Source organism: Pseudoalteromonas sp. AWH4_217, assembly GCF_056161105.1.
Genome location: NZ_JBSWYM010000023.1, coordinates 1 through 21,018, shown reverse-complemented (window position 1 = coordinate 21,018; position 21,018 = coordinate 1). Strand labels below are relative to the sequence as shown.

General features: G+C 46.7%; 23 protein-coding genes. 3 read left to right on the top strand and 20 right to left on the bottom strand.

What is annotated here, in order from left to right:
- Positions 1 to 11: 11 nt before the first annotated feature.
- The gene (gene dinF, locus ACXAH1_RS21445) at positions 12 to 1,280 is read right to left on the bottom strand and encodes an MATE family efflux transporter DinF (protein ID WP_475199566.1); all 1,269 of its coding nucleotides are present in this window, start codon (positions 1,278 to 1,280) and stop codon (positions 12 to 14) included.
- A 39-nt stretch (positions 1,281 to 1,319) separates the two neighbouring features.
- On the opposite strand from dinF, the gene ACXAH1_RS21440 reads away from it, so the two are divergent.
- Positions 1,320 to 2,366 carry a polysaccharide deacetylase family protein gene (locus ACXAH1_RS21440; RefSeq protein WP_475199499.1) on the top strand — a complete coding sequence of 349 codons (1,047 nt, stop codon included), beginning with the start codon at positions 1,320 to 1,322 and terminating at the stop codon, positions 2,364 to 2,366.
- On the opposite strand, the gene ACXAH1_RS21435 is transcribed toward ACXAH1_RS21440, so the two are convergent.
- The 13 genes from ACXAH1_RS21435 to ACXAH1_RS21375 all read right to left on the bottom strand — a co-directional run bounded on the left by ACXAH1_RS21435 (position 2,344) and on the right by ACXAH1_RS21375 (position 14,722).
- Entirely contained in the window at positions 2,344 to 3,375 is a 1,032-nt protein-coding gene (locus ACXAH1_RS21435; protein ID WP_253110488.1) for a protein-glutamate methylesterase/protein-glutamine glutaminase, read from the bottom strand. The genes ACXAH1_RS21440 and ACXAH1_RS21435 overlap by 23 nt on opposite strands.
- 9 nt (positions 3,376 to 3,384) lie before the next feature.
- On the bottom strand, positions 3,385 to 3,999 hold the full coding sequence (gene cheD / locus ACXAH1_RS21430) for a chemoreceptor glutamine deamidase CheD (protein ID WP_253110485.1): 615 nt from the start codon (positions 3,997 to 3,999) through the stop codon (positions 3,385 to 3,387).
- Complete coding sequence (locus ACXAH1_RS21425; RefSeq protein ID WP_138543029.1) at positions 3,996 to 4,817, bottom strand: CheR family methyltransferase; 822 nt, start codon at positions 4,815 to 4,817, stop codon at positions 3,996 to 3,998. The genes cheD and ACXAH1_RS21425 overlap by 4 nt, the downstream gene beginning before the upstream one ends.
- A gap of 162 nt (positions 4,818 to 4,979) precedes the next feature.
- Positions 4,980 to 7,664, bottom strand: coding sequence for a methyl-accepting chemotaxis protein (locus ACXAH1_RS21420; RefSeq protein WP_475199492.1), 2,685 nt, complete (start codon positions 7,662 to 7,664; stop codon positions 4,980 to 4,982).
- A gap of 1 nt (position 7,665) precedes the next feature.
- The gene (locus tag ACXAH1_RS21415) at positions 7,666 to 8,181 is read right to left on the bottom strand and encodes a chemotaxis protein CheW (RefSeq protein WP_253110480.1); all 516 of its coding nucleotides are present in this window, start codon (positions 8,179 to 8,181) and stop codon (positions 7,666 to 7,668) included.
- Entirely contained in the window at positions 8,178 to 10,286 is a 2,109-nt protein-coding gene (locus ACXAH1_RS21410) for a chemotaxis protein CheA (RefSeq protein WP_475199489.1), read from the bottom strand. Before ACXAH1_RS21410 ends, ACXAH1_RS21415 begins: the two co-directional genes overlap by 4 nt.
- A gap of 18 nt (positions 10,287 to 10,304) precedes the next feature.
- Positions 10,305 to 10,667, bottom strand: a complete 363-nt coding sequence (locus ACXAH1_RS21405; protein WP_046007072.1) for a response regulator — start codon at positions 10,665 to 10,667, stop codon at positions 10,305 to 10,307.
- Positions 10,668 to 10,676: 9 nt separating this feature from the next.
- On the bottom strand, positions 10,677 to 10,949 hold the full coding sequence (locus ACXAH1_RS21400; protein ID WP_054017518.1) for an STAS domain-containing protein: 273 nt from the start codon (positions 10,947 to 10,949) through the stop codon (positions 10,677 to 10,679).
- A 121-nt stretch (positions 10,950 to 11,070) separates the two neighbouring features.
- Positions 11,071 to 11,676 carry an SCO family protein gene (locus tag ACXAH1_RS21395; RefSeq protein WP_475199485.1) on the bottom strand — a complete coding sequence of 202 codons (606 nt, stop codon included), beginning with the start codon at positions 11,674 to 11,676 and terminating at the stop codon, positions 11,071 to 11,073.
- Positions 11,673 to 12,578 carry a heme o synthase gene (gene cyoE / locus ACXAH1_RS21390; protein WP_475199483.1) on the bottom strand — a complete coding sequence of 302 codons (906 nt, stop codon included), beginning with the start codon at positions 12,576 to 12,578 and terminating at the stop codon, positions 11,673 to 11,675. Before cyoE ends, ACXAH1_RS21395 begins: the two co-directional genes overlap by 4 nt.
- A complete protein-coding gene (locus ACXAH1_RS21385; protein WP_475199481.1) occupies positions 12,575 to 13,570 on the bottom strand; it encodes a COX15/CtaA family protein in 996 nt (331 codons plus the stop codon). The genes cyoE and ACXAH1_RS21385 overlap by 4 nt, the downstream gene beginning before the upstream one ends.
- Positions 13,567 to 14,064, bottom strand: a complete 498-nt coding sequence (locus tag ACXAH1_RS21380; RefSeq protein WP_475199479.1) for a transmembrane cytochrome oxidase associated protein — start codon at positions 14,062 to 14,064, stop codon at positions 13,567 to 13,569. Before ACXAH1_RS21380 ends, ACXAH1_RS21385 begins: the two co-directional genes overlap by 4 nt.
- Complete coding sequence (locus ACXAH1_RS21375; RefSeq protein ID WP_475199478.1) at positions 14,057 to 14,722, bottom strand: SURF1 family protein; 666 nt, start codon at positions 14,720 to 14,722, stop codon at positions 14,057 to 14,059. The genes ACXAH1_RS21380 and ACXAH1_RS21375 overlap by 8 nt, the downstream gene beginning before the upstream one ends.
- Positions 14,723 to 14,793: 71 nt before the next feature.
- On the opposite strand from ACXAH1_RS21375, the gene ACXAH1_RS21370 reads away from it, so the two are divergent.
- A complete protein-coding gene (locus ACXAH1_RS21370) occupies positions 14,794 to 15,102 on the top strand; it encodes a DUF2909 domain-containing protein (RefSeq protein ID WP_475199564.1) in 309 nt (102 codons plus the stop codon).
- Here the strand turns inward: ACXAH1_RS21370 and ACXAH1_RS21365 are convergent.
- From ACXAH1_RS21365 to ACXAH1_RS21340, 6 genes are all read right to left on the bottom strand, one after another.
- Complete coding sequence (locus tag ACXAH1_RS21365; protein WP_475199475.1) at positions 15,002 to 15,865, bottom strand: cytochrome c oxidase subunit 3; 864 nt, start codon at positions 15,863 to 15,865, stop codon at positions 15,002 to 15,004. The genes ACXAH1_RS21370 and ACXAH1_RS21365 overlap by 101 nt on opposite strands.
- Entirely contained in the window at positions 15,858 to 16,487 is a 630-nt protein-coding gene (locus tag ACXAH1_RS21360) for a cytochrome c oxidase assembly protein (protein ID WP_475199473.1), read from the bottom strand. The genes ACXAH1_RS21365 and ACXAH1_RS21360 overlap by 8 nt, the downstream gene beginning before the upstream one ends.
- The gene (gene ctaD / locus ACXAH1_RS21355) at positions 16,484 to 18,082 is read right to left on the bottom strand and encodes a cytochrome c oxidase subunit I (protein WP_475199471.1); all 1,599 of its coding nucleotides are present in this window, start codon (positions 18,080 to 18,082) and stop codon (positions 16,484 to 16,486) included. Before ctaD ends, ACXAH1_RS21360 begins: the two co-directional genes overlap by 4 nt.
- On the bottom strand, positions 18,079 to 19,191 hold the full coding sequence (gene coxB, locus ACXAH1_RS21350) for a cytochrome c oxidase subunit II (RefSeq protein ID WP_475199562.1): 1,113 nt from the start codon (positions 19,189 to 19,191) through the stop codon (positions 18,079 to 18,081). Before coxB ends, ctaD begins: the two co-directional genes overlap by 4 nt.
- Positions 19,192 to 19,520: 329 nt before the next feature.
- The gene (gene lexA, locus ACXAH1_RS21345) at positions 19,521 to 20,129 is read right to left on the bottom strand and encodes a transcriptional repressor LexA (RefSeq protein ID WP_475199468.1); all 609 of its coding nucleotides are present in this window, start codon (positions 20,127 to 20,129) and stop codon (positions 19,521 to 19,523) included.
- Positions 20,130 to 20,285: 156 nt separating this feature from the next.
- On the bottom strand, positions 20,286 to 20,471 hold the full coding sequence (locus tag ACXAH1_RS21340) for a hypothetical protein (protein ID WP_475199467.1): 186 nt from the start codon (positions 20,469 to 20,471) through the stop codon (positions 20,286 to 20,288).
- 253 nt (positions 20,472 to 20,724) lie between these two features.
- On the opposite strand from ACXAH1_RS21340, the gene ACXAH1_RS21335 reads away from it, so the two are divergent.
- The gene (locus ACXAH1_RS21335; RefSeq protein ID WP_475199466.1) at positions 20,725 to 20,868 is read left to right on the top strand and encodes a hypothetical protein; all 144 of its coding nucleotides are present in this window, start codon (positions 20,725 to 20,727) and stop codon (positions 20,866 to 20,868) included.
- Positions 20,869 to 21,018: the final 150 nt, after the last annotated feature.

The following is a 21,018-nucleotide window of genomic DNA, read 5'->3' as shown; positions in this document are numbered from 1 at the left end:
CACTCGCTTCCCTACTCCAGCAATTGCTGTCTGGCACTCAACTGACGGTACTTCAGTATCAGGGTTAGCCCCCTCAATCCCATAAAACAGCTCATGGCAAACCATAAGCCATGATTCCCCCAATGCTGGACAAGCCAGAACGGCACAAAGAATCCGATCACAGCAGACAATAACATACTGTTGCGCATTTCTTTTGCGCGGGTCAGGCCAACAAAAACACCGTCAAACAAAAAACAGCTTGTTGCAATTAAAGGGAGTACTATCAACCAGGGCAAATATATTTGAGCAGTATCGATAACAGCAGGAATATCCGTCAATAAACCAATCACAAACGGACCAAAAAGGGTAAATACCGCAGTATATAACAACGCAAAGCAAGCTGCCCAGATGCAACTGATGCGAATCCAACGCCTTAACATAGTCAGATCCCGGGCACCTTTTGCCTGCCCGACTTTCGCTTCGACAGCATAGGCTATGCCATCCATTGCGAAGCTCACCAGCATCAGAAAGTTCAGCAACACCGCATTGGCAGCCAGGATGTCTTCACCCAGTCTCGCACCATAAAAGGTCATAAAGCTAAAACACAGCTGCAGCATGAGTGAGCGAATGAAAATATCACGATTCAGGTGTAGCAGGCGCTGTACTTCTTCTCGGTTAGGAACTTTGAGCTGCCACAGCCAACCAGCATCGTTCAGCACCTTGCGAAGCAAACAGCAAGATAGTACCAGCGCCGAATAATCTGCAATCACTGATGCCCAGGCGGCACCTGCAACGGCAAACTCCAACACCACCACAAACAGTACATCCAGCACTATATTGACGATATTAGTAAACAACACCACATAGAAAGGGCCACGTCCGTATTGCATCCCCAACATAAACCCAAGCAAAACCAGATTTAGCATAGCCGCCGGCGCACTATAAATTCGAATGGAGAAGTACACCTCAGCTTGCTCAAGCACCTGAGACGTTGCTCCGGACAACACCGCTATGAGCTCAAGCAACCAGGGCGTACACACTATCAGCAACAAAGCAAATACCAAAGCAAAGCTCATACTGGCCGAAAGTGACTGCAACGCCCGACCTGAGTCTTGCTGACCATGTGCCTGGGCAATCTCCCCCGTAGTACTCATACGCAGAAAACTGGCCAGCCAAAACAGCAAAGCGATACTGCCAGAACCCAGTGCTATCCCGGCAAGATAATATGCGTCACTCAAATGACCGATGACTGCAGTATCAACTAACCCTAACAGGGGCACCGAGATATTTGATAAAATCATCGGAGCAGCAATAGCAAGCAACTGAAAATGGTGGGAAGTATGCGCTCGATTAAGTGGTTTCATGTATTAGTTCTTATACTCGTTTTATTCAATACCCGAACAGGCCTGGCCGCGGTCATTCTACAATATCATCATGTCAGTGAAAAACTGCCGGCAGTGACCAGCGTCAGTGAAGCAACTTTTCGCCAGCACCTGAATTTTCTTAAGTCGGAGCAGTTCTCAGTTATTGCGTTAGATGAACTTATTCAGCAGCTACAAGCAGGAAAAACCCTGCCGCCTAAAACAGTCGCCATCACCTTTGATGATGGCTACCTGAACAATATGGAAGCCGCAGCACCTGTACTTGAACAGTTTGGCTACCCTTATACAATTTTTGTTAATCCTAAGCTTATCGATGAAAAGAAAGGCTACGTTATGAGCTGGGAGCAGCTACGACAACTGTCAAAACGCGGCGCATTAATCGCCAACCACAGTGCACAACATGACTATTTACACCTCAAAAAGGCAGGAGAAAGTCAGGCACAATGGCGTAGCCGGATCCGTCAGGATTTGGTCTGGTCACAGGCCAGGATCAAAGAAGAAATAGGTCATGACCTTCCTTATATCGCTTATCCCTACGGCGAATTCGATCGTCCTTTACAGGAGCTGGTCGCGGAACTTGGCCTGGTCGGGATTGGGCAACATTCTGGTGCAGCAGGGCCAGACTCAGACTTTACCCGGCTGCCACGATTTCCTGCATCCGGCATTTATGCCAATCTAAACACTTTGAAAACCAAACTTTACTCGCTGGCATTTCCACTTGCAAAAGCTGACTATCAGGACTCGGTCACGGTTAATCGGACCCCATCAATCACACTGACTTTTAAAGAGATGGATTTCTACCAAAACCAGTTTGCTTGTTTTGTTTCAGGTTTAGGCAAAGCAGAGTTAACTTGGCAGGGAACAATGACAGTGACCATTACAACCTCCAAGCCTTTACCGAGTGGCCGTTCGCGATACAATTGTACAGCGCCGTCTAAACGCTTTAGCGGGCAGTTCTATTGGTACTCGCAGCCGTGGGTTATTACTGATGCTTCACAGCATTAAGCAACTCCATTGTCACTTTAGACAAGGGAACCACTTTCTCAGCCGCCTGAATTTCAACGGCGGCTCGGGGCATGCCCCACACAACCGATGTGGCTTCATCCTGTGCCAGCGTTTTTGCCCCGGCCTCTCTCAGGCGCAATAAAGCTGCTGCACCGTCACTGCCCATACCGGTTAACAGACCTGCACTCACTTGCTTGGCCCACGGCAACAAAGAATCAAACAACACATCAACAGATGGTCGATGCCGATTAACTTTCTCACTCTGACAAAGTTGGCATTGTAAGCGTCCACTTTTTTGAACGATTTTCAGGTGCATATCTCCTGGCGCAATAAACACATGACCAGGCATAAGGACATCACCGTCCTCAGCTTCTTTCACATGCACATCACAACAACGGTCCATGCGCAATGCAAACGAAGTACTAAACACAGGTGGAATATGCTGTGCTATCACAATGGGAGGGCAATGTTTGGGTAAACGTACCAAAACCTCACGCAGCGCTTCGGTACCACCGGTAGATGCCCCCAATGCCAAAACGGCGCTGCTTTTAAACTGCGCATGCTGAGACACCGGCATTTGACTGGCATCTTTTTCTGCACGAAACGCGTAGAGATTGGCCTGGCGAGCAATTCTTATTTTCTGATGTAGCTTTTCTGCATAGGCATTGAGTTTCTCAGCGACATTGGAGGTTGGCTTAGCAATAAAATCGATTGCACCCAGTTCGAGCGCCTCAAGTGTCGCGGGAGAGCCCTGTTGCGTTAAGGTCGATAGCATAATCACAGGCATGGGGCGCAATCGCATAAGATTTTTAAGAAAGCTCAACCCGTTCATTTTCGGCATTTCTATATCGAGCGTTAACACATCAGGATTCAGCTGCTTAATCATGTCTCGTGCCTGATAAGGGTCCTCTGCAGCACCAACCACCTTAATATCATCGGCAGCCTCCAGAACCGCCGTTAATATCGCTCTGAGTGATGGGGAGTCGTCAACTATCAATACCTTAATCATGCCTTCCCTCTAAAACAGCTCAATATCAGTTTGTTTGCCTTGCTCTTCAATATCATGCAGATACTTGACCTCGCGTTTTTCAATGGTGTCGTTATGCATCTGACGTAGCTTTTTAACCTGAGCTTTACCGGTTTGGGGGTGGAATACCACCTTACGCGGCCATGGGCCGCCGACATCGTGGGAAATCAAAGTGAGCTGCTCTTCCTCAACATAGGCTTCCGCAAACCGGATATTGCCAATGCCTATATCAGTCATCGAGCTGATGATCTTACCTCCCCCAAACAGTTTTATTTTCAGGTTTTCTCGCCTCGCACCATTTTTAATCACTTCGTTAATCAGATATTCCATCGCCCAGTTACCATAGCGACAGTTGAGGTCATCGGCATGAATTGAGGAGGTGCCCTTTACACCAGGTAACATAAAGTGGTTCATCCCACCAACACCTTGTTTTTCATCATAAATGCATGCAGCAATACAAGAGCCCAGGACAGTCGAAATCAGTTCGTCACTTTTAGACACATAAAACTCCCCTGGTAGCACTTTTGCCACCACAGCTCCCCTGCCAGAATCCCAGAATCGTTTTACATGCTCAAAGCCGTGCAATACTGGCTGAAACTGATTCATATCTGTGCTGCCTTTTGATACATAGTTTTCCCCAGGTTTTTAAACTCCAGATGCTCCTTGCCCATTGTCTCGGAATGGCCAATAAACAAATAGCCTTGCTCCGCCAGCAATTGGTAGAAGTTTTCAAACAATCTGTCCTTTGTTGCCTTGTCAAAATAAATCAGCACATTGCGACAAAAAATCACATCGAAGGGCCCTTTCATAGGCCAGGGCTCAAGTAAATTGAGGCGTTTAAAGTACACACTTGCCCGCAACTTATCTTTTACTCTGTACTGGCTTCCATCTGGGCTGCACATAAACCACTTTTTTAGGTGCTCATCGGTCAGGCCGGTCACAGAAGCACTGTTGTAGATACCTTCTTGCCCTTTGTGCAAGACGTTGGAGTCCAGATCAGTTGCCAGTACCTTGACATCCCAGTCAGCTGGAAACGCATTACTGATTGTCATAGCAATACTGTATGCCTCTTCTCCGGTAGAACACCCAGCTGACCATATCCTGATGCGCCTGTCTGTTTTATGCCTCTCCTTTAGCTGAGGGATCACTTGTTGATGCAAAAAATCAAAATGGTGCGACTCCCGAAAAAAAGAGGTCAGGTTAGTCGTAATGGCATTTATAAAGTGGCTAAACTCAGCATCCGTATCTTCATTTAGAAATTCAAGGTAGGCAGAAAAAGAGCTTAATCCGTTCGCCCTCACCCTGCGCGCAAGCCGTGAGTACACCATATCGCGTTTATGGGGCCCAAGCACAATGCCACATGTTTCATAAACGCGTCGAGAGATACTGCTGAAGTCCTCGTCGGTCATCAAAAATTCTTTCATATCTCTGCTCACTCATACGCGGTGAAGTCTCAACTCCCGTGACATGCGATGCCATATGCTATCTCTGTATATTACTCCGGGTGACAAAGACCTGCTTCCAAGGCGGAGCTGCACCCGTTAAAGCATCGCAGCTCCGTAAAAATTGTAACGAACTCTGGGCGATTAAAACTCTTCCCACTCCTCAGAGTCGTCTGCAAAGCGGTTGGCAGCTGGCTCCAGCGGTTGTCGCGTTGTACGATTTTGAGGAGCAGATAAGCCAATCGGCGCGCGCGCCTGGCCATTGGTCGTTTGAGTTTGCTCGGGTATTGCTTGACGGGGAACAGGCGCTTCACCCACTTTGAAAAAGTTCAACATATTACGCATATCATTGGCCTGCTCTGCCATAGACTCACCAGCAGCAGACGCTTGCTCAACCAGGGCCGCGTTTTGCTGTGTCATTTCATCCATTTGCGTAACCGCTTTGTTAACCTGTTCAATCCCTGAGCTCTGCTCTACCGACGCATCAGCGATATCGGAAATCATATTCGTCACTCGTCTGACTGACGCAACTATCTCTTTGAGCGTCTCACCTGACTCGTTCACTAACAGCGTACCATCTTCAACCTTGCTAACACTGTCTCGGATCAAATCTTTGATTTCTTTTGCCGCACCCGCCGAACGTTGAGCCAAGTTACGTACTTCACCAGCGACAACAGCGAAGCCACGTCCCTGCTCACCGGCACGCGCCGCCTCAACCGCCGCGTTTAGTGCCAGCAAATTTGTCTGAAAGGCGATTTCGTCTATCACACTGATGATATCCGCAATCTTTTTGCTCGCATCATTGATAGCGGACATGCTTTCAACCGCTCGATTAACCACTTCACCACCGCGTGTTGCCTTTTCACTGGTTTCTTCGGCCAGTTCATTTGCCACTTTGGCATTGTCAGCGTTCTGACGAACCGTACTCGTCATTTGCTCCATGCTTGAAGCTGTTTCTTCAAGAGAGGAAGCCTGCTCTTCTGTACGCTGGCTTAAGTCAGCATTACCTTGTGATATTTCTTCTGCACCACTGGCTACCAGCCCAGCAGAGGCACTGATCCGCTCTAACACATTAGTTAGCTTGTCGGCCGTACTGTTCGCATCTTGCTTCAGCTTATCAAACGCGCCCTGATACTCCGCTTCAATTCGCTGCGTCAGATCTCCCCGAGCAAGGGCATCAAGCATATTGCCAGTATCGGCTACAGCACAATCGACGCTTTCCAATAAGCCATTCAGGCCTTGTGTTAGGCGTAAATAGAAGCCCTGCTTGTCACCCTCTTCCAATCTGGCGGACAAATTACCTGCCCGTGCAGACTCAACAACGGCATTCACTTCCTGCTCAATGGCGACTTCACCGGTTCTGTCTTCCCACTCTACGACGGTACCCGCACGTTCACCTGTATCTGTAATGATCGGATTAGCAACCAATACAAAAGTCCGTCCTCCCACTTTAATCTCTGTTTTGTAGGGTTTAGACAAGGTTTCCAATAGGCGTCTCTGATGCGCAGGATTACGGTGGAATACATCAATATTTTGTCCGACTAACTGACTACTATCGAAGTTTGGTAAGTCTTTACGGATATCAGACTCAGCGTTTCTCATCATCTCGAGCACTGCCTGATTCATGTATACAATCGTATTGGACGAGTCCGCAATCATGGTATTGGTTTGCACATTGTCGAGTGCCCGCCGCACCCGTAGGTTTTCATTGGCAGCCTGACGCGCTTTTTTCTCTATGCTCAGTCGCTCTGTTTTATCTTCCCACTCCACCACAGTACCAATACGAATTCCTTTTTGATCAAACACTGGCGTGGCAATCAAGCCGAAGTTAAAGCCCGCTACCACAATATCGGTGTTGTACACCTCAGATAGTTTATTCAGTAAACCGCGTTGATGTTGTGGGTTGGCATGAAATACATCAATGTTGGTTCCTATCAGGGTATCTGCATCAAAGTTAGGTAGTGCCGTGCGAAGTTGCTCTTGATTGTTTCTGAGCATCGCCAGCACAGACTCGTTGACATAAACAATATTGAGATGCTCATCTGCGAGCATCACATTGGCCTGACACACATCCAGTGCACGCGAAATACGTGCATTTTTCTCTGCTAAGCTTCTATGCTTTTCTTCCGCTGCCAGCCACTCAGTTTGGTCTTTCCATTCCACCAGCGTCGCGATTCGCTGCCCGTCATCAAATACAGGTGTTGCAATCAAGTCGAAAGTCAGCCCGGCAACCTTGATCTGGGTTTGATAGGTTTCTCGCAGATTAGCCAGAATATTGCGTTGATGACTCGGGTTTTTATGGAAAGAGTCAATGTTGGTGCCAATCAGGCTTGCAACGTTAAACCCAGGCAGGTCAGCTTGTAATTGACGTTCGTTCGCACTTAACATGGCTTTGACTGAATCGTTCAAATACACAATATTCAGGTCTTTGTCCGCAACCATAATGTTGGCCTGACACCCCTTTAAAGCCAGCAACAGGCCCTGTGTATGGTCAGAGTGTTGTTGCTCTTCATGATCTACATTTAGAGCATGAAATAGTTCTGGAAAATCAGTGAGGTCCATTGCGTGCAAAGCGCTTTGGTCATCCATAGACACGTGGGGTAAAACACGATACACGCAGCCAAGTTGGGCGGCTAACGCTGCCAACCCCATTCTTAGATAACCCAGTGCAATCACAACGCCGAATACAGGCAGCGCTATTGATATCATTTTCATTTGCTCGGAGCCTGTGCCCCCGAGTTGGAGCCCAAGTATGATACTGACGATCAGGATCACACCTGCGATTAAGATTTTATTGTTTAAACTATTTTGAATACTCTGACTACTCATCTCAGCCCCCGTTGCTCTTAACACTGCTCTTGTCGTGTAAATCGAGCACTTTCTTCAGATTTAATAACACCACCATTTTTTCCCCAACATTGACTAACCCGTGAACAAACTGCGCGTTATCAGAATCCTGAAAGTCAGGTACATCTTTCGCTTTTTCTTCGGAGATACTGTACACATCGGACACGGCATCAACGACTATCCCCATTAGCTTGGTCTGCTCTTTTAGTTTTACCGACACCACTATAACGACCGTTAACGGACCATAATCGATATGTGTTATCCCAAAACGCTGCCGCAAATCAATAATAGGTACTATGGTTCCACGTAAGTTCATAGCTCCCTTCACGTAAGGTGGTGAATTGGGGATCACAGTGACAGGCTCCCAGCCCCGAATTTCCTGGACCGCTAAAATATCAATGCCGTATTCTTCTTGATCCATCATGAATGTCAGAAACTGTTTTTCATCACCCTCAGTGTCCAGTACCAATTGTTGATTTAACTTTGTATGTTCTGTCATGCCGTGACCGCCTCATCCGCCTTCAGATCAACAAGCAATTCCGAAGAGCCCGGCCGTCTTAGGCCGCTCAGTTTGATTAGTCCACTAATATCTATGATCAATGACACCGTTCCATCACCCAAAATGGTTGCGCCTGATATACCATCAACACGTTGGTAGTTGGCCTCTAAACTTTTTATGACGACCTGCTGTTGCGCAAGCAAATCATCCACCAATATCCCAACCTTATAATTGTCGTTCTCAACAACCACCAGCAAGGTTTTATCGAGCTCCTCTCTCGCCCCTCTGTGATTGAAAATATCGTACAAACGCAGTATCGGGATATATTCGTCACGCAAACGCAGTACCTGCAACCCTTTGCCAACGTTACTCACTTTGGCAATATCAATTTGTAGCGACTCAACTATAGAGATCAGGGGGATAATATAAGTATGGTCAGCAACCTGTACGAGCTGGCCGTCCAAAATTGCTAAGGTGAGAGGCAGACGAATTGTAAACGTTGAACCAACACCAGCCTCTGAACTCACCTCAACAGAGCCATTCAATGCCTGAATGTTTTTACGCACCACATCCATTCCGACACCGCGCCCGGAGATTTCACTAACGTTGTCCGCTGTGGAAAATCCAGGCATGAATATCAGCTCGTTAATTTCGTCAACTGTGAGCTCATCCATCTCCTGGATCAGCCCGTTTTGAATGGCTTTATTACGAATTTTCTCTGTATCCAGGCCTTTACCATCGTCGAGTATTTCGATAACAATATTACCGCCCTGGTGAAATGCGTTTAGTGTGACGGTTCCAACGGGGTCTTTGCCTTGCGCGATACGTTGCTCTGGGGTCTCTAGCCCGTGATCCAGAGAATTACGCACCAAGTGGACCATAGGATCTGAGAGCTTTTCCATCACTGTTTTATCCAGCTCAGTTTGCTCCCCAATCAGCTTAAGCTCCACTTGCTTATTCAATTTTTGTGAGATGTCTCGCACCAGCCTTGGAAAACGGCTAAAAACAAAGCTTATCGGCAGCATACGAATGCGCATCACATTTTCCTGAAGGTCACGCGTATTATGCGCCAGCTGTGCCAGACCTTCCTGTAATGCGGCAATACTGGACTCCGTTATTTCCTGCTCGCCGATCTGGCTTAGCATCGCCTGTGTGATGACCAGCTCACCCACCATATTAATCAGTGAATCGACTTTATCGATACCCACTCGAATGGAAGTCGTGCTGGGATCCGCATTTTTTCGGGCATCTTTAACTGGTGGTGGCTCTTTCTTTGTTTCCTGAACAGGCTTTGTAAGGGCTGGACTATCGCCCTGCGGTTCTGGCTCAATTGGGGTGAGTGGCGTATCATTTTCAGACTCAGCGCTGGTGAGCTCTTCGAACAAACCACCGCATTGTACAATGGTGATTTCGGCGTCATCTTCAACCCATTCGAATATTTCCCGGATGGCGCGTTCCCCGCGTGTTGTCGTCAGGAAAAACCGCCAGTATAAATAACAATCTTCGGGGTTTAGTTGTTTAAATTTAGGCAGTTCATCATGTAATGCTTGCGTTTCTAACTCACCAAGTTCAGCTAATTCTGCAATCATAAACAAGGGTTCATTACCCGTTTTGAACAAATAAGGCAATGGCTTGAAGTCGATCTGAAAGGTGATAGGGAGACTCGAACTTTCTTCAGGTACGATGACTTCTTCAGTCTGACTGCTTGTGGCATTGTCGCCATTGAGGATGGCTTCAAAACGCAACTTTAGCTCATTCGCTTCCTCTTGTTCAGGCTCCTGCTGTGCTTGTAACGCCGTCAACATAGCACGCAAGCAGTCTACGGCCTTGAGCAGCAAGTTTACGTGCTCTGCAGTGAGCTGGCGTTCTCCATTGCGAATTTGATCAAGCAGCGTCTCAAGTACATGAGTGAAATCAGAGACAGCCGTAAAGCCAAAGGTACCGCTGCCTCCCTTTATCGAATGTGCAGCCCGAAATATGGTGTTGATGGTTTCCTGATCTTCTTTTCCTGGCTCGAGGTTTAGTAGCTCGGACTCCATCGCATCAAGCCCTTCAAAGCTTTCTTCAAAAAAAACGTCGAAAAACTGACTTAAGTCGATACTCATGGCAGCACCTCGTAAGGGTTAACGAATTACTTTTTTCAGTACAGCCAGTAGTTGTTCCGGATTAAATGGTTTCACAATCCATCCTGTCGCACCTGCGGCTTTACCTTCACTTTTTTTGTCTAACCCAGACTCCGTGGTCAGCATCAGAAGTGGCGTGAATTTATAGTCCGGCAGATTACGCAGCTCTCGTATTAACGTAATACCATCCATTACAGGCATATTCACATCTGAGATCACAGCATCAAACCCTTGTTGCTTAGCCAGATTGAGTGCTTCACTGCCATCCTTAGCTTCTACCACATCAAAGCCTGCTTTTTTCAATGTAAAGCCAACCATCTGACGCATCGAAGCAGAATCATCCACAGCTAAAATCTTTTTCATAATGACCTCTTAATTCGTACTACTGATAGATAAAAGTTCGGTTAACCCTAGTTTCTCAACAGATAAAGACAATGCAGCACTTTCGCCGACCCACATGATCTGCTGCTCAATATCCAATAAATACTTTTGCAGCGCACACAACAGTTGAATTGAAGCCGTGTCCGCATGCTGTATTTCACTAATGTCTAAAGAAATGGCATGACCAGCTTCGAGCTCAAGCAACAACTGTTGATGCAACTCTTCAACCTGGTTTATCACAAGCTCTGAGGGGAGTTTAATCATGTGCCTTGCACATTCCTTGCAAATCTTATTGATATGAATAGATTAGACCGTGACCGTGAAATTGCCATATTTATAACGGAAAAGAAATAATTAATTATTAAATTCAGTGACTTTACTCAGCTCACTGGTACTTAGACACGATTACTTTAAAATCGTCTACGAGCTGTTCGGCATTGATAACGGGCACTTCTCCGGCCTTGAACTCTGGTTTAAATATTGCCTCCAACTGTGCCTTTGGATTAACCAATGCAATGGATGCACTATGGTCAACATAATACTCGGGTTCATCACTGTTATTTATGGCATAGATCAAACCAATGTCTCGAACAAATGGAAATAAGACGTTATGCGGCGCAGACGCTGCGACAAACCTAGGGTTGAAATAGTCTATATACTGTTTGCGCTTTTCCTGAGTATCACGTTGTGGATCAACAGCAACGAACCACACATTGACGGCCTGGACAGACTCTAGCGATGCGGCAATATTTGTAAGCTTAGCCAAGGTCATAGGGCATATATCGGGGCAGTGTGTGTAGCCGAGAAACAGCAAGCTCCATTGTCCCGTTAGCTGCTCAGTCGTCACCTGTTGGCCATGTTGATCTTCCAGGACGAACGGCTTTAGTGTCCGTGGTTGCTCGTAATGTACGGCAAATTCAGATACTTTCGGTGCTGGCTGACACCCACTTAACATTGCCAGCACCACCAAAAGAAGAAAAATGGTTTTCATACCAGTGCTCTGTCTACGAATAATGAGACAAAGAGTAACAGCAAATACCAGATAGAAAAACGAAAAACCCCCATCGCCTGTTGCGCAGTATGATCAATGTACAGGCGCACAACTAAAAATGTAAAAACCCCATTGAGGATGCAAGCCGAAACCAGATACACAAGCCCTACCATACCAATCAAATATGGCAACACACATACCAGGGATAACAACACCGTATAGACGACCATACATAGCTTGGTAAACTGTATCCCATGTGTGACGGGTAGCATGGGGATCCCTGCTCTTGCATAATCCGCTTTGCGAGCGATCGCCAGTGCCCAAAAATGAGGCGGCGTCCAGGCAAAAATAATCATAACCAACAACCAGGGCTCTGCTGCCAAAGTACCAGTCTCGCTAACCCAACCGAGCAATGGCGGTAACGCGCCTGCGAGCCCACCAATCACAATGTTTTGCGGTGTCATATGCTTGAGAAACACAGTATACACAACGGCATAACCAAGCAACGCCAGCAAAGTCAGTACCGCACATAACCAATTGCTAAACCACAACAGACCTATGGTCCCTGTCGTTGCCAGGCAGGCAGCAAAGAGTAGCGCTTTAGATACAGAGAGTTGCTGCATGGCAAGAGGACGATGGCGCGTCCTTGCCATTTTACTGTCTCTATTGCGGTCAACGATATGATTGATGGCCGCTGCCGACGCAGAGATCAGGCCAATTGATATTAAGCTCATTAATTGCTGGCCATAACTACGCCCTAAATCAGGTGCAAGTGCAAGACCCACCCAGGCTGTCAGCACCAGCATCAAAACCACCTTGGCTTTGGTAATCGCCAGGTAAGGCTTCATACCGGAAACGAAATCAGGAAAAACAGAGCCGAGTTGTTGTACGCTAATCGTCATACCTTACCCCCTTGATAAAACAGTAGATAACACACCCGAACCAGTGACAGTAATAAAAGTGCAGCCATCACGTTGTGGAACAACGTTAGCAACAGGGGGAACTGCCAATGCACAATTGCCCCCCCTAAAAGAACTTGGCACAGCACCAAAATAGCCGGGAGCAAAATAACAGGCTTTACACTTAAATCTGGAATACGTACATAAAGTCTCCAGCAAAGAAACAAAATAGCGACCAGCGTTACCATGGCCCAAATCCGATGAACCAGGTGGATAGAAAGACGAGTTTCAAACGGTAAGACACCAAACTCATAGCTGGCGGAAGAATGTGGTAGCTGAAACAAGCTACTCAATGAGAACAGCTCACCATTTTCGCACAATGGCAGTCCTCGGCAGTGCGGTGCAGCGTAATTTGCTGCCAGCCATCCTCCCAGTGCAATTTGTATTATCAAAACTATGAGTACACTCAGTGCTATCACTCTCAGGCCTGATAAGTGCGCAATAGTGACGGCAGGCGGCTTACTGGCTTTAAGCCACAGCAGGGTCAGCAGGCTGAGTATGGTAAACCCACCCAGCAAATGGCCCATTACAATCAATGGCTGCAAGTTCATCGTTACTGTCCACATCCCCAGCAGCGCCTGAAACACGATTAATACAACAAGCAAAGTAGACAAGCCTTTGATCCCTTTACTATAGCTAGGATGACGCAGTGCTAAAATGAAAATCGCGGCAACGACTAACCCTAAACCACCGGCAAAATACCTGTGTACCATTTCAATCCAGGCCTTCTGCTGATGGACTTCGCTATCGGGAAACTTTTGTTGTGCTGATTTCAGTTCATGTGCTTCATTAGGCACCGTCAAAAAACCATAACAGCCTGGCCAGTCCGGACACCCCAGACCTGCATTACTTAGCCGGGTGTAGGCACCTAAGGATACAACCAGTGCTGCGAGCAACGCTGACATCATAACTAGCTTTTTAAATCCCTGCGTCATTGACTACCTCCAGAACTACTTCGTTCATAAGACAAGAGTTTTTTTAGATCTTTCAGCAGGCCTTTGATCAATACTCTGTTTGCGGTTTGGTCCTGCTGTGGTAAATATTCAAGGACGACCAGACCACGCTTGTCGACCAGATAGAACGCCCCCGGTGACAATACTGGCGCTTCCGATATTACGCTGGCCACTTCGCTCTGACCTTCGCCCAGCAACAAGAGACCAACTTGCTGGCGATGCTTTCCCAAAGCAACAACTAGCTGGTCCATTAATTCTGACTGACCCAGACATGCCTGATTACAATCTCTTGGTTGATTCAATGCAATAAACCAAGCTTTGTGCGCTTGTTCTGGTACATTCAGTCTGATTTCCTGACCTAAAAACCGCCCCTGATTGGTCGTCGTGTCTGGTTGCCATCCTGACCTGAGTACGAGCCAGGCAGCAAGCAAAGGTATGATACAACACGCTAAAAATAGTCCTGGAACCTTACTCATCATGCTTCCTTTTAAAGGCAAAATAGGGAATGATCATCGCCGCAACGGCCAGTAACAACCACTGCAATGCATAGGCCCGATGTTTTTCCGGTCCCATCACCACCGCCTCATAATGAGGTTGAATTGCAGTAGTAACGGGGCGAGAAACATACGCGAGCATGGGCGAAATAGAGCGCTGCGTCTGAGAAACAAAAAATGTATGATCTAGATATTGGAGCAGTTGTGGCTGCGCTGCATTTAAATCGGGCTGAGTTGCCAGAGTAAATCCCGCCCACTTACCGATTTTGAACTCAACCTCGATTGTTTGTTGTAAAGCAGGTAGCTCAACTTCTGGTAATACCGTACGACTTTGTGTCGCAGGTACAAATCCCAGATTAACGACGAGCCATTCGTCGCGGTATTCAGGGCGAAACAAAGCCACCACGTCATAGCCGGGTGATCCGTTGACAATCTGGTTGTCCAGCAGCCAGTAACGTGATTCGTCAAAGTATCCACGTATCCGAAACTGTTTTCCCTCGAGCGCCGCCTTGTTTTGCAGATCAGCAATCGCATTAAACTCACGTGGTGCCTGGTCGCTATGTCGCTTCTCAATCAGGTATGATTTCTGGGCTGCTCTTTGCCATTGCCACACAGAGAGAGCGAGACATGTAGATACCACAACACTCACTGCCAAAATTGTGCAATATGCGCTAACCTTTGATCTACTTATACTTATCTGCGTCATATGCCATGCTACTCAAGTTAATTATTATTGTTTTGCTTTTCAGCATCATCTATAACCTGTTTCGAGCTTTGTTCATTATGCTCAAAGGGGATCAATCTGGTGAATCTATGTCTCGTCTCCTCGGTAAAAGGGTATTTTTTTCGGCAAGCGTATTACTGCTTATTCTCATTGCGAAAGGGTTGGGCTGGCTCGACTTCAATCCAGCCCCGAACGCTATAACACATACACAAACACAAACAAGCACAACCAAACCACGTCCACAAAATGCCAGTACCACGCACCCGCCTGGAACGCAAAGTGATTATGTGCGCTGAAATGGCCTTTCATCACCCTTAACCACACCACAGCTAAAATAATGGCACCGAGCGTGACATGCATGCCGTGAAAGCCTGTGAGCATAAAGAAGGTGTTACCGTAAATCCCTGCATCTAGTGTTAATCCCAGATCCTGATAAGCATGTATGTATTCCTCTACCTGAAGTACAAGAAACCCAAAGCCCAAAAGAATGGTCAATCCCAAAAATACTTTTACTTTGTTTCTTTGGTCCTGCTCCATTGCACTGTGCGCAAAATGCAAGGTAACAGAAGAGATCAGGAGGATAATGGTGTTTATAAGTGGTAACCCCTGCCAGCCCATTGCCTGTGTCGTATCTCCACCAGGTGTACTCAGTAGCGGCCACACCGCCTCGAAGCTGGGCCACAGTATTTCGTGCGTCATAGCATTGTTACTTGCCCCACCAAGCCAGGGAACAGCAAACATTCGGGCATAAAATAAAGCACCAAAGAATGCAGCAAAGAACATCACTTCCGAAAAAATAAACCAGGCCATCCCCTGACGGAAGGAGCGGTCCATTTGCGCCGAATATAAGCCTCCTTGTGACTCATGAATGACGTGTCGAAACCACCCGGCCAGCATAAACAACAGCAGGCCAATTCCCGCATACAAGATGAACTGACCACCAGGACTTTCCATTACTGTTAACCCACCTCCTACGGCTACACCAAACAGCGCAATTGCCCCCACAATGGGCCACGGGCTTTGCTCTGGTACATAGTATTTTTCGTAACCACTAGCCATGACTTATTCCTCGTATTTGTTGATACACCGCGGCCTGTATGCTCTGAGCATAGTCTTCGCTTACCGTGCCATCTATGAGATTCATTGCCGGCGCCCCATGAGCGGCCGCTTTTCTGTCTGTGATGTCATAGAGCGTATATGCGAGTGTCAGCTCTGCAATGTCATTGGGCAGTTCAGTATCTACATAAAAGCGCAACGTAAACGACATTGTCTGGCGAGCTTGCATACTCTGCTGGTCAAAGCAAAAACAAGCGAGTTTATGCAGATACTTAGCTGCCATACCGGGCGAAACCGAAGGAATTGCCTGCATAATTCGAGCATCACTACTTAGATTTTCGGCTGTGAAGTTCACTTCGGTTAACGTACCAGGTGTGACCGTTACCTGATAAGTCGCCGCTTTCACTTTGAAAGGTGCCTGCCCTTGAGTGTGGGTCGTGAAACTCACATCAACTCGTCTTGCCAAATCTTGCTTTTCGCTTGCTTCAGCTGCTGTCAGCTCTACTTTCCCATTCAAACCGGTTATATCGCAAAACACGTCGTAAAGCGGTACCAGTGCAAATGCAAATGCAAACATACCCAAAACCAACAGCACAAGTTTTCTAAGCAACGGGGTATGCATCACTTCACCTCAGGGGGGGTACTGAAAGTGTGGTAAGGCGCAGGCGAGGCAACCTCCCACTCTAGCCCTTCTGCACCATCCCATACTTTAGCAGGCGCACGCTGACCACCTGCGATACACTTAAAGACCACAGCCACGAACAGTAGTTGTGACAAGCCAAATGCAAACCCCCCGATACTGATCAAAGCATTAAAATCCGCAAACTGCAGAGCATAGTCGGGGATCCGCCTTGGCATCCCTGCCAACCCGACAAAGTGCATAGGGAAAAAGAGGATATTTACACTGATAAGAGACAACCAAAAGTGCCATTTTGCCAACGTCTCGCTATACATATATCCGGTCCACTTGGGTAACCAATAGTAAGCTGCAGCCATAATAGAGAAGACCGCGCCAGTCACCAGCACATAGTGGAAATGAGCGACCACAAAATAGGTATCATGATACTGAAAATCAGCAGGGGTAATCGCTAGCATCAATCCAGAGAAACCGCCAAGCGTAAACAACACGATAAATGCGATAGCAAACAACATGGGAACTTCAAAACTAATTGAGCCACGCCACATTGTGGCCACCCAATTGAAGACCTTTACACCTGTAGGCACAGAAATAAGCATGGTCGCATACATAAAGAAGAGTTCACCTGCCAACGGCATCCCTGTGGTAAACATGTGGTGTGCCCACACAATAAAAGACAACAATGCAATGGAGGAGGTCGCGTATACCATAGAAGCATAACCAAACAGTTTCTTTCTTGAAAAGGTGGGTACTATGGTCGAAATCACGCCAAAGGCCGGTAAAATCATAATGTATACTTCTGGGTGACCAAAGAACCAAAAGATGTGCTGAAACATCACAGGGTCGCCTCCCCCTGCTGCATCAAAAAAGCTTGTGCCAAAATACTTATCTGTCAGCACCATAGTCACCGCACCAGCAAGCACAGGCATTACCGCAATCAACAGGAAAGCAGTAATCAGCCAGGTCCATACAAACAGTGGTAGCTTCATCCATGTCATACCTGGAGCGCGCATGTTGACTATAGTCACAATGACATTAATTGCACCCATGATGGAACTAACACCCATAATATGAACAGCAAAGACAAATAATGCGGTGTTATCGTTACTATAAGTCGTGGAGAGTGGCGCATAGAATGTCCACCCGAATGCAGGGCCGCCGCCTTCCATAAACAACGATGCGAGCAGAATAAGAAAAGCAAATGGCAAGATCCAAAAGCTCCAGTTATTCATGCGTGGCAGTGCCATATCGGGTGCACCTATCATCATAGGTACCATCCAGTTTGCTAGGCCTGTAAAGGCAGGCATAACAGCACCAAACACCATGATCAAACCATGCACTGTGGTCATTTGATTAAAAAAGTGTGGATCAACAAGCTGTAACCCTGGCTGGAACAATTCAGCCCGAATGACCATAGCCATACCGCCGCCGATTAGGAACATCAGTAAAGAAAAGAGTAAATACAAAGAGCCTATATCTTTATGGTTAGTCGTAAAAAGCCAACGCTTAATTCCGGTTGCCGGGCCGTGGTGACCATGGTCATGCTCTTGCTCAAGAGCAGCCTGCTGTGTACTCGAAGTCATTTGGCTTCCTCCTGTTTGCCGTCAAGGTAGGCTTGTATTTGACTAGGTTGGATGACTTCCCCGGTATCATTCCCCCAGCTATTTCTTTTAAAAGTGATAACTCCCGCAACTTCTTTTAACGATAGTTGCTTCGCAAACGCTTGCATTGCTGTGCCAGGACGCCCTTCCATAATAATTTCAATATGTGCCTGTAAATCCCCGGTTACCATAGCGCTCCCCTTTAATGCAGGAAACACACCTTGCAGACCGAGCCCTGTAGGTTGATGACACGCCGCACAATAGGCCATGTAAACACGTTCCCCTGTAGCCATAAGCTCTTCTTTACTAAGCGTTTGGTCAAGTAAGGCAGCCTCTTGCTCAGCAGCAAGTGCTCTTTGTGCTTTTTCATTGGCAAGCCATTCCTGAAACTCTGCTTCAGGTTTGGCTTCTACAACGACAGGCATGAACCCATGATCTTTACCGCACAACTCAGCACACTGACCACGATAGGTACCGGGCTCATTCACATTAGTCCAGGCCTCGTTAATAAACCCCGGGTTTGCGTCCTTTTTAACTGCAAAATCAGGTACCCACCAAGAATGAATTACATCATCAGAGGTCAATAAGAAACGTACTTTCTTGCCTGTAGGAATGACCAGAGGTTTATCAACCTCAAGCAAATAATTTTCTGTTTTGCTCTGCATATTATCAATCTGCGCTCTCGGCGTAGACATAAGAGAATAGAAGTCCACATCATGGCCTAAGTACTCATAGTGCCACTTCCATTGTGAGCCAGTTACTTTAATGGTTAGGTCGGCCTTATCGGTATCTTCCATCGCAATTAATGTTTTTGTTGCAGGCACCGCCATTGCAACCAAAATTAAAAACGGAATAGCAGTCCAGAGGATCTCGACTTTAGTGCTTTCGTGAAATTGCGCAGGTTCGGCACCTTTAGAGCGTCGATGATGGATCAGAGCCCAAAACATGACGGAGAAGACAATCAGCCCAATCACACAGCAGATCCAGAATATGGTCATGTGTAATTGATATACCTGATTGCTAATGTCAGTAACACCGGTACGCATGTTGTAGTCACTTGCGAACGTGAACGTACTGACAAGTAAACACATCGCAATTGTGATGAGTTTGGCTATTTTCATTAGACGTCTCCCTCAATTGCTTCAAGTGTGAGAAGCAACGGTTCTTATTATCGGATGACTGTCATTTCACTTGGGTTATCCCATGAGTACTGCACGACCATTTAACAACTAGTCAAAATTTAACCGTTTAGCAAGTTTTTATCTGACGCTGATTTTGATTTCTATGGGAGGGAAATATTTGAAAAATAGCTGTTTGTTAGGATTCACTCATACGCTGCAGCACTTAGGATGGCTGAGTATAAGTGTTTACAAGACGTAAAATTCGCCCGACTTGCGTTGCGCCGGGCGGGAGGAAATATTTAAATATCACTGCGAATCACGCCGACGGCCAGGCCCTCGATAGAGAAGTTCTGTTGTTCCAGATCCACTTCAATAGGAGAGAAATCTTCATTTTCAGCATGTAAGTATACTTTCTTACCTAACTTCTCAAAACGCTTAACTGTTACATCTTCCTCAACCCGAGCAACGACAACCTGTCCGTTATTCACAACCTGAGTACGGTGTACTGCCAATAGATCTCCATCCATAATTCCAATGTTCTTCATACTCATACCATTGACTCTTAATAAGTAGTCTGCGGCAGGATGAAACATAGCAGGGTCGACTGAACAATGACTTTCAATATGTTCTTGTGCAAGTATCGGCTCGCCTGCGGCAACTCGACCGATTAAAGGCAAACCCAGTTGCTCAGGCTCGTCCTCAACTAAGCGAATGCCTCGACTTGCACCTGGTACCATTTCGATTACGCCTTTTTTGGCCAATGCTTTCAAGTGCTCTTCTGCAGCATTTGCACTGCGAAACCCAAGCGAATCCGCGATCTCTGCTCGAGTCGGCGGCATGCCAGTATCCTTAATGAAAACTTTTATAAGTTCAAAAACTTGCTCTTGTCGTTTTGTAAGTGGTCGCATATAACTGGTTTTCCATACAGTGCATTTACTGTGAGTATATACAGTTATCATTTTTTCGCAACGGTTAATCGTCTCTAACCTGAAAACGAAGTTTAGTCACACATTTAAATCTGTTTGCTATTAGATACAACCCTATTCTTCGTTCATTGTGCGCCGTCAATGATTCAGCTGCCACCCTGAACGAGCAACGTTTGCAACAACAACTCCTCCGTCATCCCGCACCCGATGCGGGAGCTGTTTAAACCGGTTTTTCAGTGCTGAGTAGGTTTGCTCCGGTGTATTTGTCATGCCTACGAAATAGCCTTGCAGCAGTGGCTTCAGGCTCACCCTGCTCTGCCACACCTCCAACAACTCCGTCGTCATCCCACACTGGATACGGGATCCATTTAAACCAGCTTTTCAGTGCTGAGTAGGTTTGTTTCAGTGTACTTGTTGTATGGGCGGTGTGGTCTGTTAGCAAATCCCGCATCAAGTGCGCTAGTGTAGACCTGTTTGAATGGAGAAATGTCGGTGTTCTCAACTAAAAAACCTTTAGGCTAAAACGCAAAAAAGCCCGACTCTTTCGAATCGGGTTTTGATGTACAAGGAGGTACGAATGTCGATGAGATTCATGGATGAATTAAGTGCAAAGTACAATGACAGCGAGCAACGCGAGTGCATTTACTTTGCGCAAGGTGAAATAAGCCATTCTAGAGAACGCAGACCTATTCACCATCCACCCACCTTCATGAACGAATAGACAACGCCATTCTGTCTACATCTTTTTAAATCGCACATAGCAAAAAACCCGCTGCATTTCTGCAACGGGTTTGACGTACATGGAAGTACTAATGTCGATGATATTCATGGATGAATGTCTTTCATCGACCTACTTATTAGGAGCTTGGCA

What these genes read in the sequence shown, in the direction of transcription:
- dinF (WP_475199566.1), bottom strand. Translation starts at nt 1,280, where the DNA reads ATGATTTTATCAAATATCTCGGTGCCCCTGTTAGGGTTAGTTGATACT.
- ACXAH1_RS21440 (WP_475199499.1), top strand. Translation starts at nt 1,320, where the DNA reads ATGCGCTCGATTAAGTGGTTTCATGTATTAGTTCTTATACTCGTTTTA.
- ACXAH1_RS21435 (WP_253110488.1), bottom strand. Translation starts at nt 3,375, where the DNA reads ATGATTAAGGTATTGATAGTTGACGACTCCCCATCACTCAGAGCGATA.
- cheD (WP_253110485.1), bottom strand. Translation starts at nt 3,999, where the DNA reads ATGAATCAGTTTCAGCCAGTATTGCACGGCTTTGAGCATGTAAAACGA.
- ACXAH1_RS21425 (WP_138543029.1), bottom strand. Translation starts at nt 4,817, where the DNA reads ATGAAAGAATTTTTGATGACCGACGAGGACTTCAGCAGTATCTCTCGA.
- ACXAH1_RS21420 (WP_475199492.1), bottom strand. Translation starts at nt 7,664, where the DNA reads ATGAGTAGTCAGAGTATTCAAAATAGTTTAAACAATAAAATCTTAATC.
- ACXAH1_RS21415 (WP_253110480.1), bottom strand. Translation starts at nt 8,181, where the DNA reads ATGACAGAACATACAAAGTTAAATCAACAATTGGTACTGGACACTGAG.
- ACXAH1_RS21410 (WP_475199489.1), bottom strand. Translation starts at nt 10,286, where the DNA reads ATGAGTATCGACTTAAGTCAGTTTTTCGACGTTTTTTTTGAAGAAAGC.
- ACXAH1_RS21405 (WP_046007072.1), bottom strand. Translation starts at nt 10,667, where the DNA reads ATGAAAAAGATTTTAGCTGTGGATGATTCTGCTTCGATGCGTCAGATG.
- ACXAH1_RS21400 (WP_054017518.1), bottom strand. Translation starts at nt 10,949, where the DNA reads ATGATTAAACTCCCCTCAGAGCTTGTGATAAACCAGGTTGAAGAGTTG.
- ACXAH1_RS21395 (WP_475199485.1), bottom strand. Translation starts at nt 11,676, where the DNA reads ATGAAAACCATTTTTCTTCTTTTGGTGGTGCTGGCAATGTTAAGTGGG.
- cyoE (WP_475199483.1), bottom strand. Translation starts at nt 12,578, where the DNA reads ATGACGATTAGCGTACAACAACTCGGCTCTGTTTTTCCTGATTTCGTT.
- ACXAH1_RS21385 (WP_475199481.1), bottom strand. Translation starts at nt 13,570, where the DNA reads ATGACGCAGGGATTTAAAAAGCTAGTTATGATGTCAGCGTTGCTCGCA.
- ACXAH1_RS21380 (WP_475199479.1), bottom strand. Translation starts at nt 14,064, where the DNA reads ATGAGTAAGGTTCCAGGACTATTTTTAGCGTGTTGTATCATACCTTTG.
- ACXAH1_RS21370 (WP_475199564.1), top strand. Translation starts at nt 14,794, where the DNA reads ATGCTACTCAAGTTAATTATTATTGTTTTGCTTTTCAGCATCATCTAT.
- ACXAH1_RS21365 (WP_475199475.1), bottom strand. Translation starts at nt 15,865, where the DNA reads ATGGCTAGTGGTTACGAAAAATACTATGTACCAGAGCAAAGCCCGTGG.
- ctaD (WP_475199471.1), bottom strand. Translation starts at nt 18,082, where the DNA reads ATGACTTCGAGTACACAGCAGGCTGCTCTTGAGCAAGAGCATGACCAT.
- coxB (WP_475199562.1), bottom strand. Translation starts at nt 19,191, where the DNA reads ATGTGTTTACTTGTCAGTACGTTCACGTTCGCAAGTGACTACAACATG.
- lexA (WP_475199468.1), bottom strand. Translation starts at nt 20,129, where the DNA reads ATGCGACCACTTACAAAACGACAAGAGCAAGTTTTTGAACTTATAAAA.
- ACXAH1_RS21335 (WP_475199466.1), top strand. Translation starts at nt 20,725, where the DNA reads ATGTCGATGAGATTCATGGATGAATTAAGTGCAAAGTACAATGACAGC.